The 15283-nt window shown below is 57.1% G+C and carries 10 protein-coding genes and 1 pseudogene; 7 read left to right on the top strand and 4 right to left on the bottom strand.

Features of this window, described 5'->3' with window-relative positions; translation table 11 throughout:
- Nucleotides 1–599: 599 nt before the first annotated feature.
- From OKW29_RS03955 to OKW29_RS03935, 5 genes are all read left to right on the top strand, one after another.
- Complete coding sequence (locus OKW29_RS03955; RefSeq protein WP_429290732.1) at nt 600–1244, top strand: SCO family protein; 645 nt, start codon at nt 600–602, stop codon at nt 1242–1244.
- A 17-nt stretch (nt 1245–1261) separates the two neighbouring features.
- On the top strand, nt 1262–3220 hold the full coding sequence (locus tag OKW29_RS03950; protein WP_429290059.1) for an RICIN domain-containing protein: 1959 nt from the start codon (nt 1262–1264) through the stop codon (nt 3218–3220).
- The gene (locus OKW29_RS03945) at nt 3220–3660 is read left to right on the top strand and encodes a hypothetical protein (RefSeq protein ID WP_429290058.1); all 441 of its coding nucleotides are present in this window, start codon (nt 3220–3222) and stop codon (nt 3658–3660) included. Before OKW29_RS03950 ends, OKW29_RS03945 begins: the two co-directional genes overlap by 1 nt.
- A 495-nt stretch (nt 3661–4155) precedes the next feature.
- The gene (locus tag OKW29_RS03940; RefSeq protein ID WP_429290057.1) at nt 4156–6417 is read left to right on the top strand and encodes a polysaccharide biosynthesis tyrosine autokinase; all 2262 of its coding nucleotides are present in this window, start codon (nt 4156–4158) and stop codon (nt 6415–6417) included.
- A 228-nt stretch (nt 6418–6645) separates the two neighbouring features.
- Entirely contained in the window at nt 6646–7083 is a 438-nt protein-coding gene (locus OKW29_RS03935; protein WP_429290056.1) for a hypothetical protein, read from the top strand.
- A gap of 539 nt (nt 7084–7622) precedes the next feature.
- Here the strand turns inward: OKW29_RS03935 and OKW29_RS03930 are convergent.
- Nucleotides 7623–8708 (bottom strand): glycosyl hydrolase, encoded by a 1086-nt coding sequence (locus OKW29_RS03930; RefSeq protein WP_429290055.1) that lies wholly within the window; start codon nt 8706–8708, stop codon nt 7623–7625.
- Nucleotides 8709–9925: 1217 nt separating this feature from the next.
- Here OKW29_RS03930 and OKW29_RS03925 point away from each other — a divergent pair.
- Both OKW29_RS03925 and OKW29_RS03920 read left to right on the top strand, forming a co-directional pair.
- Nucleotides 9926–10522 (top strand): annotated as a pseudogene (locus OKW29_RS03925) (sugar transferase); the annotation flags it as partial.
- A 105-nt stretch (nt 10523–10627) separates the two neighbouring features.
- Nucleotides 10628–11752, top strand: coding sequence for a glycosyltransferase (locus OKW29_RS03920; protein ID WP_429290054.1), 1125 nt, complete (start codon nt 10628–10630; stop codon nt 11750–11752).
- A 360-nt stretch (nt 11753–12112) separates the two neighbouring features.
- On the opposite strand, the gene OKW29_RS03915 is transcribed toward OKW29_RS03920, so the two are convergent.
- The 3 genes from OKW29_RS03915 to OKW29_RS03905 all read right to left on the bottom strand — a co-directional run bounded on the left by OKW29_RS03915 (nt 12113) and on the right by OKW29_RS03905 (nt 15243).
- Nucleotides 12113–13033, bottom strand: coding sequence for a glycosyltransferase (locus OKW29_RS03915; RefSeq protein ID WP_429290053.1), 921 nt, complete (start codon nt 13031–13033; stop codon nt 12113–12115).
- A 99-nt stretch (nt 13034–13132) separates the two neighbouring features.
- The gene (locus OKW29_RS03910; RefSeq protein ID WP_429290052.1) at nt 13133–14074 is read right to left on the bottom strand and encodes a glycosyltransferase; all 942 of its coding nucleotides are present in this window, start codon (nt 14072–14074) and stop codon (nt 13133–13135) included.
- A gap of 257 nt (nt 14075–14331) precedes the next feature.
- Complete coding sequence (locus OKW29_RS03905; protein WP_429290051.1) at nt 14332–15243, bottom strand: polysaccharide deacetylase family protein; 912 nt, start codon at nt 15241–15243, stop codon at nt 14332–14334.
- Nucleotides 15244–15283: the final 40 nt, after the last annotated feature.

Here is a 15283-nt window from a genome sequence, read left to right as displayed (position 1 = left end):
TCGGGAGCCAGGCGCGCGGAACCTGCATATCATCGCCAGCGAAACACGCGCAATGGCTCGCCGTGGTCGCGGCGAAACTCGAAGCCGCCAGAACACCGGCGCTGCTTGCTATTCGCCACCGCGGACTTGCCATCGTGCCGATGCTGAGACCTTGTTGGGCAACCCCTTCGTTGTAGGAGCAGGGCTTGGCAGTTCGGTAACGGTCAGCCGAGTCTCTTCGGCCAGGCCGACCTGGTCCGCCTGCCTGACGCGTCTTGCCGTCACGTTTGAGCGCGCAATCCATTTTCGCGACTTCGCCATTTCCGCCGCCTCACGACGAATCTCAGGACGACATAGGGTTCTGCTCGGGCTTTCTAAAGCACCCAGTTTTTGAAGTTTCATTGTTATGTGTCCGACCTCACAAAGCGGAGCAAGTCGCGGGCCTGACGCTGTCATTTTCCGGAAGGTTCTCTGCTACGCTCCCGAATGCCGTTAATTCGAAATTAGAAAGCGAACGTAGCCGTCGCGCGACTCGTGCGCATTATCGCGCGGGTAACACGCAATAAAAGATGGCGACGAATGGTTCTGCGAGCCATTACACGTTGCGGGAGATCATAGTCATGTTCCATCAACACGCGCTGACTCGCGCGGCGTTGCGTGCGTGCGCGCCGGTCCGAAGTCCGGGGCGTCGCGCGCTGTTGCGTGGCGTATCGGCCGCGGCGTTAGCAGGCGTTTCTTTTCCGCTATACGCGCAGCACGCAAGCGTAGGACTCGTCACACCGCCTATTCGTCTCGACGACTTCTGGCTGGTCGATCAAAGCGGCCAGAAACGGTTGCTAACCGACCTGTTGCGTCAGAAAGTGACTGCGTTGCAGACGATTTACACAGGATGCACTTCCGTTTGTCCTTTGCAGGGTGCGCTGTTCAGCACCGTTCAGCAACGGATTTCGCAGTTACAGCACCGCTACCCCGTTCAGTTGGTGTCAATCGGAATCGATCCGCTTTCCGACTCGCCGCCCGCGCTGCACGCATGGCTCATGCGCTTCCAGGCCGGACCCGAATGGCGGGCGGCCACGCCGACGTTGCAGGACGTCGACCGGATGCGCAGAGCGCTTTCGGGCAGCACCCTGCCACTCGGCAACATTGCCGATCACTCGACCCAAATCTACTGCTTCGATGCGAATGCAATGTTGCGCTGGCGAAGTGACGACCTGCCTCGCGCGGATCAAATTTGCGATGTACTGGGCGCATTAGGGCATGTGTAACCTACTGGACTGAGGCTATGTCACAAAACCGATCGTTTAGGATCCTCTCGCAATTGTTCGACAGGTGCGTGAAAGCGTTGCTGCTGATCACATTCATGGCGGCGCTTTCGATGTTCTCCACAGCTGCCGACGCGCAGACATCGAGCACGCTCACCGTCAACGGCACGACCTTGTGCGCCGACGTGAACGCTGAATCGAAGACGCCTGGCGCCTCGGTTATCGAGTGGACGTGCAATGGCGGGAATAACCAGCACTGGACACTAACGCAGAACAATGGGCTTTATCAGTTCGTCAACGTCAACAGCAACCTTTGCCTCGACATCTACGGTGTCAGCATGGATGCCGGCGCTGGGGCGGACCAGTGGACCTGCAATGGCCAGGCGAATCAAAGCTTTCAACTGATCCCGCAAGGTGGCGGCTTTGCAATCGTCGCGTCGCAGAGTCACCTGTGTCTGGCTGCTGCCAGCCTCACGGCGCAGGGCTCGAAGATCACGCAGCAGCCTTGCAGCGGAGCCGCTCTGCAGACGTGGCAGATCAGCGGCATGACCGCGAAAACATTGCCGGCGAAGTGGACTACACCCTATAACCTGTCGATCGTGCCGGCAGCTGCGGCGAATCTGCCCGATGGCAACGTGGTAGTGTGGTCCTCCGACCAGAAGCTGGACTTTACGTCTGGCGAAGTGACCCCCGGCAACACATACACCGCAATCTTTAACCCGACTACCGGCACGAGCAAACAGGTTCTCGTGACGAATACCGGCCACGATATGTTCTGCCCAGGCATCGTCAATCTTCCGGATGGCCGTATTTACGTCACTGGTGGCTCGAGCAGCGACGCGACGAGTTTCTACACGCCTTCGACTGGAAAATGGACGTCGGGTCCTCTAATGACTATTCCGCGCGCCTACCACGGCAGCGTAACGTTGAGCAATGGCAACGTATTCCTGGTGGGCGGCTCGTGGAACGGAGGCGAGGGCGGCAAGACCGGCGAAACCTGGTCACCGAGTACGGGTTGGCAGGTCAATAGCGCCATTCTCGCCGACTACATCCTCACGAACGACGCGGCTGGCATTTTCCGCTCCGACAATCATGCATGGCTGTTTGCGGCGGCAAATGGGCGAGTCTTCCACGCTGGTCCGAGCGTTGCCATGCACTGGTTCGATACCGCCGGCGCGGGCAGCGTGACGCCTGCCGGCAACCGGGGCAGCGATGCCGATGCGATGAACGGCAACGCCGTTATGTACGATATCGGCAAGATCCTGGCTGTAGGCGGTGCGCCGAGCTACGAGTATGCCAACGCGACTGCGGACGCCACGCTAATCGACATCAGCAGCGGCACCGCGGTGACTCAAACGCTTACGCCGATGAATTACCGCCGCGCCTTCAACACCAGCGTGGTCTTGCCGAACGGTCAGGTGGTAGTCCTGGGTGGAGAGGCGTTCCCGATAACGTTTTCGGACGACACCGCCGTGCTGGCGCCAGAGTTGTGGGACCCTACCACCAAGACTTTCTCGGTGCTCCCGCCGCAAGCCGTGCCGCGTAACTATCACAGCATCGCACTGCTGTTGTCGGACGGTCGCGTACTGAGTGGTGGCGGTGGACTGTGCGGAACCTGCTCGACAAACCATACGAACCTCGAAATACTGACGCCGCCGTACCTGCTCAACGCGGACGGCTCGGCGGCAACACGACCGACCCTCACAGCCGCGCCCACTACGGCACAGCTCGGGACATCGATCGCCGTAACGGGCAGCAGTGGCATCAAGGCCTTTGCGTTGATGCGCATGTCTTCGTCGACCCACGCGGTCAACAACGAGCAGCGGCGAGTACCCGTGACTTTCACGGTAGGAACGGCGGGCGAATATCTGATCAATATTCCTTCCGATCCGGGTGTCGTCGTACCTGGCTACTACATGCTGTTTGGCCTGAACGCGAAGGGCGTGCCGAGCGTTTCGCGCACGGTGCAGATCCAGTGATGGCGTTACGGTCACGGCGAACCGCGGCGCGTGCACTGGCGCTGGTGCTGGTGCTGGCGAACATCACGTATGTCGCGCATGGCGCGCCGCTTTGTGAGTCGAACGATCTCGGGTGTTCGATCTTCAACGGGCAGCATTCGGTTGAGGCGCAATTGCGCGACGACGATCGTCTGTTGCCCGGCTCGACCACGCGTTGCGCGAACTGCCATTCGCAAACCGGCTCGGGCGACGCATTCGCACCACCCTTGACCGCCGGCAACCTGTTTCCTGCGAAGAGTCGAAGGGACGGTCCGGCGAGCAGTTACGATCAGGCAACGTTCTGCAGGGCGCTGAGGGAAGGCATCGACCCGGTCAACGTGATGTTGCGCAAAGCCATGCCTCACTACCGGATATCCGAGACCGAGTGTGCGGCGCTCTGGCATTTCGTGACGAAGCGCTAGCACCTTTGCGTGCGGTTGCGCGAATTCGGTGCCGTTTGCTCCGCCAGCTTTTGTCGGTGTTTTCACGCTATACGGGCGCTTGTTCGAAATGATCGAAATAGTCACATCGCAATTGCGCAAGACCCAGTTGGTGCGAAAAATGCGGATGTGCGGCAGCGTACGGAGGTGCGGCAAGCCGTCGGATAGGCTGCGATGACGTCTGCTATGAATAACTCGATTTCTGTTTGCAGGCGAAATATATCGGATGCGAAAAAATTAGAAGTCTGCGCCAGATCTGGCGGAAGTCTCTTTTAGACGATAAGACGATTTATTTCGAGCACGCGGCGGGGGGTAGATCATAGGGATTTCCTCTCCGGGTGCGTTGCGAGCAGGACTGACGTACTCGGCCTGTGCGTCCGATTTCAGCCGTGACAAAAAGCGAGATCTGGCAACGCCGCATCGCCTGCACATTAAATCGAGCTTCCACCCTTTTCGTACACCCGCCCTGGGGTTTCGATGAATCAGAACTCTCTGCTTACGAATGCAGCCGTGCTCCGGAATAACGATGTAAGTCTTTCGCGTTATTTCGACGTTCTAATGGCCAACCGTTGGCTGGTCGGTGGAATCGCCGGCGGCGTGCTCGCCGTGGGCGTGGCCTACGCGTTTATCGCGCCGTCGGTGTACCAGGCCGATATTCTCGTGCAGGTTGAAGACAGCATTCCGAGCAGCAATTCAAAAAGCCCGCTGGGCGACGTCTCCAGCATGTTCGACGTCAAAACAGAGGCGACGGCTGAGATGGAAATCCTGCAGTCGAGAATGGTGGTCGGAAAAGCGGTCGACGATCTGCACCTCGACATCAGCGCAAAGCCCAGGCGCTTTCCATTGATCGGAGACTGGTTGGGCCGGCAAGCCCGGAGTCTTTCCGAGCCAGGTATCTTTGGATTTGGCGGATATGCATGGGGCGATGAAGCGATCAAGGTGTCCAGCTTCGACGTCCCGGAAGCATTCGAAGGCGAGAAGTTCGTTCTGACGGTTCTGGAGGGCGAACGCTACCGGCTGGAGCAGTCGGATCTCAGCGAGCCGATCGAGGGTCGCGTGGGCGAAAAGCTCGACACGAAACTGCCCGATGGCGCGATCACGCTGCAGGTCGATTCGCTGAACGCAAAGCCGGGCACGCAATTCATTCTGGAGAGACAGTCGCGCGACAAGACGGTGGAAAGCCTGCAAAACCGGCTGACGGTCTCGCAGAAGGGTAAAGACAGCGGCATCATCGGCGCGTCGCTGACGGGCTCTGAGCGGCTGCTGACGGCCAGCACGCTCGCCGAAATCGGCAATGCGTATGTTGACCAGAATCTGAAGCGCAAGGCGGCGGAAGCCGAGAAGTCGCTTGCGTTCCTGAGCGAGCAGCTGCCGCAACTCAAGAGCGACCTGGAGCGCGCCGAGGGACGCTATAACGACATGCGCAACCGCATGGGCGTGTTCAATCTGAGTGAGCAGGGCAAGGCCTATCTGGATCAAAGCGTAGCCACGCAGCGCAGCCTGCTCGAACTGAAGCAGAAGCGCGCGGAGATGGGCGCGATCTACGCGCCGGGTCATCCCGCGATCCAGGCGATCGATCAGCAGATCGGCATGCTGAGCAGCAAGATCGGAAGCTTGTCGCAGCAGGAACAGGCGTTGCCGGACCTGGAGCAGAATGCGGTGCGCCTGACCCGTGACATGAACGTGAACAACGAGCTTTACGTCGGCATGCTGAACAACATGCAACAGCTCAGACTGGTTCGCGCCGGCAAGGTTGGAACGGTGCGGTTGATCGATAACCCGGTGGTGCCGAAAGAGCCGATCAAGCCGAACAAGCTTCTGGTGATTATCTATGCTGCGTTGGGCGGCCTGATTCTGGGCGTGGGTGCGGCGTTCGGGCGTACGGCGCTGTATCGGGGCGTGACCGACGCGCAGGAGATCGAGGAGCAAACGGGCCTGAACGTCTATGCGAGCGTGCCGCTGTCGCAGGCGAAAGTCGCGCGAATCGGCAAGACGCCGAAGCTGCCCGCTGGCGAGAAGTTCCTGCTGGCGAGCGAGTTTCCGCGCGACCCGTCGATTGAAAGCCTGCGCCGACTCAGAACCGCGCTTCATTTTGCCATGCTGGAATCGGAATCGGGCGACAATCGCGTGCTGCTGACGGGGCCGACCGAACAGGTGGGCAAGTCGTTCCTTTCGGCGAATCTGGCGGCGGTCGTATCGGCGGCCGGCAAGCGGGTGTTGCTGATCGACGCGGACCTGCGCAAAGGTCATCTCGAGCAATACTTTGGTCTCGACTCGACCCCCGGCCTGGCTGACTATCTGTCGTCGGACGTGACGTCCGGCCCGGTGATCATGCGTGACGTGCGTCCGGGCCTCGACTTCGTTGCGCGCGGAGCGATACCGGAGAACCCGGCCGAGCTTCTGGTGAGCGAACGCATGCAGCAATTCCTCGCGAAGACGAGCGAATACGACATCGTGCTGATCGACACGCCGCCGGTGCTCGCCGTATCCGACGCGACCGCGCTTGCGGATAGCTGCGGCACCGTGTTGCTGGTGACCCGCTTCGAGACCACTTCCATTGCGCAGGTGGTGGAGGCGACCGCGCAGCTCAAGCAGGCGAATGCCCGGGTGAAGGGCGTGATCTTCAACGGGATCGATACGGATGTCTATCGCTATAGTCTGGGCGCGCGCGCAGACCTCTATCGCAGTGCTTCCTATCTCGATGCATTGCCCGCCAGCGGAAAGACGCAGAAAGACTAGCCTTCACGGCGCGAGGGCCGTCGTCAGGAATGGCGATGAAAAATCAGCCGACGTTCGGCGTGGATGATTGGCGGATATCAAAGACTCATTCGTCAGTGTCGCTGGAGTTGTACTGAGTCAGGCGCTCAATTTCGTTTCGATTCTATGGATCGGGAAGTTCTGCGGGCCGACGGCTCTCGGGTGCGTTTTATCCGCTCGTTAATCGGCTTGCGTCTGGAGGTTGCGTGCATGGCGGCGGACAAGGCCCAGGCCATGCGTGCAATGACGAGTTCCAGCGCCGTCGCCATACCGATCGGCCCGCGCTTGGTGGCCACGATCATTTCCGGCCCCTCCGATTCGATTCCGGTGATCGCCCTCGCAGTCGGCGTGTTTCTGCAACAGACTCTGGGTGAAGCGCTGACCAGCGAAAGGGAGTACACGAAGATCGCCACGGTCCGTTTCTTATCGATCACTGCGTTCGCCGGGCACTTCTTCTGCCTGATGGCGCTTTTGAAAGCTGAGCGCACGGGCACCGGCGTCTTCATCTATGGCGGGATCTTTCCGACCTCTCTGTTTGTGCCGGCCGGCGTCTGCCATTTTGATGCTGATGATATTCGTCCATCGCGACGCCGGCAGCTTCGCGCTCTCCTACCGCGTCGGCTATTTTCGTACGTCACGGTCTTCTGAACCCGCGCGCCGCTGGCGATGCAATGCGCTTGCCATTCTGAAGTTTGGCGCCGAAAGCGTGGCTAAACCCGTGGTATAGTGAGTTCGATTATTAGGTCGGCATCCATCCGCAAGCGGGACATTGCGCCCTTGTCAATCTCTGCCGGACTTTGGATCACCTTCATCACACTGTCCGGTGCCGCTAGGGAAGATCTCAAGCCATAGCTACGCCACCGATGACATCGTGCTGTTCAACTTCTCAAAATTCGATGTGGTCGTAAAGGGAGTGGAAGATGGTAACTTTCTTGACGCATGCCGCCTGTCTGCTGATCGGCGTGGCGATTGGGGTCTTCGCGTGTGCGCTTTGCGTTGCGCGCGCGAGAGGATCAAAGGAGGATAATTAGTCTCATCGCCCTCTTATGATTCATCCGTCATTGCGGATGTCCGCTGCTTCCTCTTTGCAACACCATCAAGCACGTTGGAGCAGGGCAGAACAGCAAAATGACGCAAACGGCGGAGTCGGCGTTCGCGTTTATCTCATCGATTGCAATTAGACGCCTTCACTGGACCGGGGTCAGGTAGGGACCCGATAGGAATCGCTGCGCTCGCGGGATGCTCGCGGTGTAGGCCCGAATAGCGGCGGCAAGCTGCGGACAAATCAGGTTACGGTTGTAATCGTAGATCGAATAGCCGTCGCCTTCCCCGTTGCTCGGATCGCCGTTACGCACGACATACCAGAACGCCTTTGCCACCGAACCGTTGTCCATCAGCACCTTCAACTGATTGAATGCCGCGAGTTGTCCGGCGTCCGTACGGGTCGCCCCGTTGTTGGTTTCCGTGATCCAGATCGGCTTGGGACCGCTAGCAACCAGATTCGAAACGGTCGTCTTGAACGACTGCATCAGCGTTTGGTAGTCGGCGCTGCTGAAGTACGGATGAACGTCGACGACGTCGATCTCGACGTTCAACGGGCTGGAAACACTCTTCGTGTTGTTACCCATTGCCTTGATGTAGTCGGTCGCCTGGATCAGTTCGCTGCCCGCGGGCGGTTTCCAGCCGTTATTCGGGTACGCCGAGTTGTAGAAGTACGAGATGCCCTGAGTGTGCAGAACCGTTTTGTAGCCCGACTGGCTTTTCGTGTTCAGGATCTGCCTGGCTTCCGAATAGAGCGTCTTGCTGCGATTCAGAATGTATCCGGAGATACCGTTCGGATCGCCGTAAGACGGGTCCGAAGCGGAGAACGACCAGTTGGTCTCATTGAACAGTTCGATGTCAGCCGTAAAGGGCAGAACGACGTCCATGAGCGAGCCGAGATACTTCGTGAACGTCGCGTCGCAGAAGTCGAGTCTCGGTGACGATGCGGTCGGCGGATTTTTGGTGGCCGGGCATTGGTATGCGCTAGACGGCGCGTACATGCCCACCTGGAAAAGAATCTTCATGCCGCGCGTGCGCGCGGCGTTCAGAAGCGACTTCAGAAAGGCCACTTTGCTGGGGTCCAGCGTGCTGCCGTCGGCCAGCGTCATGAAGTCCCACGAAACGCCGAGGCGAACCGTACCGACGCCCAATCCGGCAATCAGATCCAGGTCCTTTGAGCATTCGTTCAGCGCCGTCTGATCCGCACTCCAGAGATTGCAGTTCACGTCCATTGCAAAACGGTCATTTCCGCTTCCGGTGGGCGGCGGCTGCAGCGCCGCGAGTTGCTGAGCAGTGGCGGTAGTCGCGTTCGTTGTCTTGGCGCGACCGTTCTTCGCGAAGGCCGACATCGGCTGCCCACACAAAAGTGTTAAGACGGCGAATAAAGAGAGAAGTGTGAGTTTCATTTCTCAACTATAAATGCTGTCGCCTGGAATTGGTTCCGAAAACGTCAAAGTTAAGTGTGCCGATGAACATCAATTGTTGAAGCGACCGCATTGACGGCACGGATATGTCGAACACGCGCGTCGAATACCGTGTCGACGTCAGAGTCCCGCACAGACACTACACTTCAGAACAGAGCGACTCAATCTTCCTAAGGATGCGCCCCCTTGTTCGGCATCAGTCCCAGCTGAAGTTTGTTGTGTGACGCAATGCCTCACTATCAGATTTCCGACGCCGGTTGCGCCACGCTTGTCGGCATATCTCGAAGTCTTCGCGTGGAACTCCGCAATGAGCGGATCGTCCGATCATGTACGGGAACGCACATCGATTCGTAGTGCCGAGCCGGGATACTTTCGACTTCGATGTGCAGCGCGAGTCATCGCATAGACCTTGCCGCGGTCAGTCATTACACAAGTTGTTCCTTCATCAAATTTTCTTTTTTCCTAAAGATGAAAACTGTCGTCTCTCTTTAGACAAATTCGAAATCACGAGATTTCGACAGAACGATTACACGTCTGATAAAAGTATGCGTCTGACCTGAACGCTTTGTCATGATATTTACGAGTGATACCTGGCGATAAGACCAATCAAAGAACGAAGCCATGATTCGAATTCTGCGTATTTGATTGGCAGAAGAACTGTTGGTGCACCTGATGAAGGGCGACGTGTCGCGATCGAACTGTACGATGGCGACTTTATGCGCTATTGCTAACATTCGGTCTTTAAGTGAGATGTTACGCTCGTCGTGACTCGTCAGTGAATCAATGAAATTAGCTTCACTAAACGATTCACTTCCACACCAAAATCTGTTTTGCAAGCGCAGGGTGCCTACGCCGGCATCGTTTCCCACGAGTTTCCGAACTGAGGAGATAGTATGTTCGAATCCAACGCCACCGCGGATCCGAAACTGGAAGAGGCGTGCCTTGAGGCGAACTCAAAACAGGTCGCCCTGGATGACTCGAACCCGCAAAGCGAGAACCTCTTCGTCGCAAGGTGGGACGACGCAGTGAAGAGAACGATGGACGTTTGCGGGGCGTCGGTTCTACTCATCCTGCTCTTCCCGGTTCTTCTGATAATTGCGCTGGCAGTCATGAGCGATCACGGAAACGCCGTATATGGTCATCCGAGAATTGGCCGAGGAGGACGTACTTTCAAGTGCCTGAAGTTCCGCTCCATGGTGAAGAACTCGGATGAAGTTCTCGCCAAACTGCTCGCAACCGATCCGCAGGCTCGTGCGGAATGGGACCGCGATTTCAAGCTTAAAAACGATATTCGTGTGACGCCGGTTGGCCGCATTCTGCGCAAGACGAGCCTCGATGAGTTGCCGCAACTATGGAACGTGCTGCGCGGCGATATGAGCCTGGTGGGCCCCCGTCCTATCGTGCAGAAGGAGCTGGTGCGATATGGCCGCGATGTTCGTTACTACCTCGCGCTGAAGCCGGGAATGACAGGCTTATGGCAGGTCAGCGGCCGCAACGATGTGGACTATCCGACGCGGGTTTCGCTCGATGTTAAGTACGCAATGAACCGCTCGCTGACATTCGATATGTCGATCCTTCTGAGAACCGTCAAAGTGGTGTTCGCGAAAGACGGCGCCTACTGAGCCGGCTGAGATCCTTTCCCTGTCGTAGATTGCATGTCGTCCCGATCGCGGTGACCGATCGGGGATGTGTTCCGCTATTGCTGCGCAATTCACGAGAAACATGTTATGAGAGTGGTCCACGTAATCGAATCGACTGCTACAGGAACGCTTGCAGTTGTGAGCACGCTTGCGACGCGCCTCGCCAAGGAAGGTCACGAGGTGTATGTGATCTATTCGGAGCGCGAGGAAACACCGAAGAATTTGCGCGCGATGTTTCACTCTGACGTCGTCCTGCAGCATCTGCAGATGAAAGGGCCATCATTGGCACGGATCATGTCTGTCTTGCGCCAACAACTCATCGAATTGAACCCGGATATCGTCCATCTGCACTCGTCATTCGCAGGTTTCCTGGGACGAATGTCGACCTTGTTTGCGTTGCCGTCAACGGCGCTTCTTTATAGCCCGCACTGTATCTCTTTCGTACGGCGAGACATAGGCAGGTTGAAGCGATACTGTTTCGCCGCGTTGGAGTTGCTTGCGTGTGTGAAGAACTGCACATACGTTGGCTGCTCCGAGAGTGAATGCGCCGCTATTCGCCGCTATCTTCGGCGAGATGCAGTACTGGTCGAGAACGCGATCGATCGGGCTGTCAGTGTCCAGGGCAACAATCGTTTGGAAAGCGCCGGAAAAGTCGGATCGACGAAAAGGCAAAAAATTGTGACTGTCGGCGGCATTCGTGTGCAAAAGAATCCGCGATTGTTCGCGGAGATTGCATGCTCGTTTGATCGGGACGGCGTCGAGTTCGTATGGATCGGCGACGGCGACGCAGATCTCAGGAGGACGCTCGAGGACGCCGGCGTGCGTGTGACCGGTTGGCTTACGCGTGCTGACGTAATCGCGGCTGTGGCGCAAGCGGATATCTATTTGTCGACAGCTTCCTGGGAGGGAATGCCAATTTCTCTGATTGAAGCAATGACGCTCGGCACACCCGTTGTGGCGTCAGATTGTCCCGGCAATATAGACACCATTCGTCACAATTCGACCGGCGTTCTTTATCGGACGGCTGCAGAAGCGACTTCGCTGATCCGGAAGATGATAGCCGAGGATAAATTTCGTGAAGGTTTATTGCGGCGCGCGCAGGAGGAAGCGCACAACAGATTCAGTGAAGATCGTTTCTTCAACAACATCGCGCTGCTTTATTCGGCCCAGTTGAGAAGCATTCGCCAGGGCCGTTCGGTGCTGAGCGAGTGACTACGTGAAGCTGCGCGGCGGGGCTTAGCGCGATTTTCCGGCGAAGAGGCGACGCGGCGCCGGTTTCGGTTGCTTGCGCAGACTGCGCGATTTGCAGCAAGCCGTCGTCTGGGACCGATTGCATACAGTGCTCTTGCCGAAGTGAAGAGTAGCGGACAAAAGCCTCTTCACGCGCGTGAGCATCAACTCTTCATCGATTCGGGCAGTCGGGACGGGCGAAGAACTGGCCCGGACGTGCCGATGGGGCGCGGCAAGAATCGAAGCACCACTCCGTAACCAACGTTCACGGAACGCCGATCGCGACGAGACTGACTTTTGAGAAATGGATTGCGCGTGTCATCGCGCAAACCATTTTAATTTTTAGAGCCGCGCGAGATATCGCTCCACGCCCGAGGCGGCGATTATATCTGTCCACCGCAAATGCAGCAGCGTGGAGGGGTCATTTTTCGGCACCATATCGCCGTGGAAATTGCAGATGCTAGAGAATACCTCTGGGCCCGTTACTTTACATTGAATTCCAAACTTGGCGGCGGCGTTCAGATTCGAAGGCGAGTCATTGCAGATGATTCTTTTGCCGAGCGCAGCATATTCCAGAAGCTTGGTCGGCGTCTGCACGTCGTACGGACGCTTGTACGGGATGGTTGAAATAGCAATCTCGCAGTTGCGAACCACCGCGAGGGCATCGCGTTGCGCAAGACGTCCCGTGAACAGGATGCCGGGCGATCGAAGATATGCGTCGGAGATTTCCTTTTCAACAGGCCCAATCAGAACGAGGGTATCCGAGTCGCGCTTGGCGGCCAGGAAGTCCCTGATGAAGCCGACAAAGCCGCGTTCCCGCGTTATCTCGCCCAGATAACAATACGTTCCCGACGGAAGCGCCTGGTTGCGGTCAGCATCCGTCGTGAAAATCCAATCTGGTACGCCCATCGGCAGGAAAACGGTATCTACGCCGTCGCGGAAGCCCATGACTGCACTCATTGAGTCGTTCTGAAATATTCGAAGATCGGGCCGTGGTTGAAACGTTTTCTTGATGCTGTCCTTTAGCGCACTGTTACGCCCGACAGACAGCGAGCGGTAATCGTGGATAACGTATTTTGCTGCAGGGATCCTGGGGTAAAAGCCCATGATGCACCAGAGAATGTACTCCTCCGGATTCTTGACTTTTTTGTAATCATCCAGTGTCCCTGACGTTACCTTACAGTCGTTTCTCACAAAATACTTCGTGTAGGCGTCTATCTCAGGATAATTCGCCTTGCCGGGGTGAAGAATGAATATCTGCATGTCATTGCCACCGTTCAAATGTCGTCTCTTCGGCTGACTCAGTGCTACCAAGGGCAGTTCGAGTCGCATTCGTTGAAATGTCGCACGTCAATGGATTGGTCAAGCGTTGGTTAGCTTGATATCCGTTGGTAGAAATGTGGCGACGTTGGACTGCTCTATCACCCGGTCCCAAATGAGGTCTGCGAAGTCCGTCCGACGATTTGCTGTCGCACCGCGCGCGGCGTCTTCATCGATTCCGTCAAAGATGTTCGCCGTGGTGATCACACTATGGATGCCCATCTCTTCACAGCATCTGATATTCGACGGCGAGTCGTTGCACACGATTTTCTTGCCGAGCGCAGCATACTCGAGCAGCTTGGTCGGCGTTTGATAGCAGTGCGGCCGGTGATAGGGGAAATAGCACACCGCAACATCGGATTCGACCACGTGCTTCAGCGCCTCACGCTGCGGCAACGGCCCAGTGAAAATGATATTTTTTGCATTCGAAAATCTTTCGTAGATGCGCGGGTCCGGTTTTCCCACCAGGAGGAGGGAGACGTCGCGCTTCTGAAAGTTGTTTATAAATGCTTCCAGCACGCGATCGAAGCCCCGCTCGACGCTCATTTCGCCGATATAACAGAAATCAGCTTTCTTTTCGGTCTGACCGCCATCCTGTACCTCGAAGATCCAGTTCGGCACGCCCATGGGCAGGATCACACTGGGTACGCCGTGACCGAAACCCATGATCTCCTGTTGCCGTTTGTTCTGAAAGATCCGCAGATTCGGCTGGCAATTTAAATACCGCTTCGCGACGTCTTTCATCGCCGGCCAGCCGCCAACGGAGAGAGAACGGTAGTCATGGATGACAAAGTCGGATTCAAACCGGTTCGGATAAAAACCCATGATTTCCCACAACACGAAATCTCGTTTGTTATCGAGGGCGCGGTAATCGCTGATTGTTCCGACCACCACATCCACGCCGCGCGCTTTAAAATAGTTTTGATAGGCAGTAATTTCCGGATAATTGGCGGTACCCGGAGACGTGATGAAGATTTTACGCATGCCGCCTTCCTTTTTAACCGTGGAGATAAGGAACAATAAGGCCGTTAGGAATAATGCACTGGCGGTCCGGTTGCGCCTTTGATTGACAGGTGCTCGAACGTTGACCGCTTGTTCTGCTCGAAGCCGAGATCGCGCGCGATAGTTTTTTTATTAGCGAATACCTTATCGTGACGATTCGCCGCCCTGGGTTGGATGCAGCGCGGTGCACGACGGTGTCGTACGCCGCTGCGCGAGCTGTCACGGCGGCGCTGTGCTTTCTACGCCTGGTTCAATGCACGTGGTCTGCTAAAGATGCGCTGAGCCAGGCGCCTGACGCGTCCCAGTCGCAGATAGCGCGGCACCAACGTCAGGCCCGTGAGCTGCGCGGCGAACCACGACACGGAAGAGTCATCGTCAATGTCGAACGCCTTGAGTCGGAACGGGTCGCTCCCTTCGTCATTCCAGCCCACGTCGGTCGTGCGTGCGGTCTTGTAGCCGGCGGCCTTCAGCAGCTCGACTTCGCGCGGACCATAAATGCCATAGGGATACGCGAAATGCTCGCAAGGCTTACCGATGATCCGTTCTACCTCCGACTTTGATAGCGCAAGCTCTTCAAAGCATTCGTCATCGTCACAGAAGGTTAGTGTCGGGTGATAGCGTGTGTGAGACTGAAAGTCGACATAGGGGCGCATCTCTTCAATATGGGCGGCGCTGAGGCCACTAATCGTCGCCGATGGGTCTGGCAAGTCCTGACGAAAGCCTCGCGCGTCGAGTTCAGCCAGGCGCTCGTGGTTTTTCATGCGAATCAGCCGCTTCACACCTGCATCCCTCGCGACAGGATGCAGGAACCAGTGAGTACGATCGTGCGCCACGACACTGCTGCAGATGTAAATGGTCGGGTACACCCCGTACTTGATGAATACGGGCAGCAGATTTGCATTGCCGATATGGCCGTCGTCAAACGTGACGGCCACGCGCGGGCGACCACTACCTCGCGAATTTGCCTGCGACAACGGCACGAACTCGACCTTGTCTTTCAGGTACTCAAAATGAGCCTCGAGCGTGGCGGGCGACGGATCGTGATAGAGCAGAATCGCGGTGCGATCGCGCCAGAGAAAGGCTCGAATCGCCGCGGGGGTTCCACTGAAAAGCAGCGCGCGTGTGAATATCTCACGCATCAATTGTTTCATATGCATCCCAAGCTAACGGCGTTGAATGGGATTGTGCCGT

Source organism: Paraburkholderia sp. CI3 (assembly GCF_050436505.1).
GTDB lineage: Bacteria > Pseudomonadota > Gammaproteobacteria > Burkholderiales > Burkholderiaceae > Paraburkholderia > Paraburkholderia tuberum.
This window is presented reverse-complemented; position numbering and strand designations above follow the sequence as displayed.

What these genes read in the sequence shown, in the direction of transcription:
- OKW29_RS03955 (WP_429290732.1), top strand. Translation starts at nt 600, where the DNA reads ATGTTCCATCAACACGCGCTGACTCGCGCGGCGTTGCGTGCGTGCGCG.
- OKW29_RS03950 (WP_429290059.1), top strand. Translation starts at nt 1,262, where the DNA reads ATGTCACAAAACCGATCGTTTAGGATCCTCTCGCAATTGTTCGACAGG.
- OKW29_RS03945 (WP_429290058.1), top strand. Translation starts at nt 3,220, where the DNA reads ATGGCGTTACGGTCACGGCGAACCGCGGCGCGTGCACTGGCGCTGGTG.
- OKW29_RS03940 (WP_429290057.1), top strand. Translation starts at nt 4,156, where the DNA reads ATGAATCAGAACTCTCTGCTTACGAATGCAGCCGTGCTCCGGAATAAC.
- OKW29_RS03935 (WP_429290056.1), top strand. Translation starts at nt 6,646, where the DNA reads ATGGCGGCGGACAAGGCCCAGGCCATGCGTGCAATGACGAGTTCCAGC.
- OKW29_RS03930 (WP_429290055.1), bottom strand. Translation starts at nt 8,708, where the DNA reads ATGGACGTGAACTGCAATCTCTGGAGTGCGGATCAGACGGCGCTGAAC.
- OKW29_RS03920 (WP_429290054.1), top strand. Translation starts at nt 10,628, where the DNA reads ATGAGAGTGGTCCACGTAATCGAATCGACTGCTACAGGAACGCTTGCA.
- OKW29_RS03915 (WP_429290053.1), bottom strand. Translation starts at nt 13,033, where the DNA reads ATGCAGATATTCATTCTTCACCCCGGCAAGGCGAATTATCCTGAGATA.
- OKW29_RS03910 (WP_429290052.1), bottom strand. Translation starts at nt 14,074, where the DNA reads ATGCGTAAAATCTTCATCACGTCTCCGGGTACCGCCAATTATCCGGAA.
- OKW29_RS03905 (WP_429290051.1), bottom strand. Translation starts at nt 15,243, where the DNA reads ATGAAACAATTGATGCGTGAGATATTCACACGCGCGCTGCTTTTCAGT.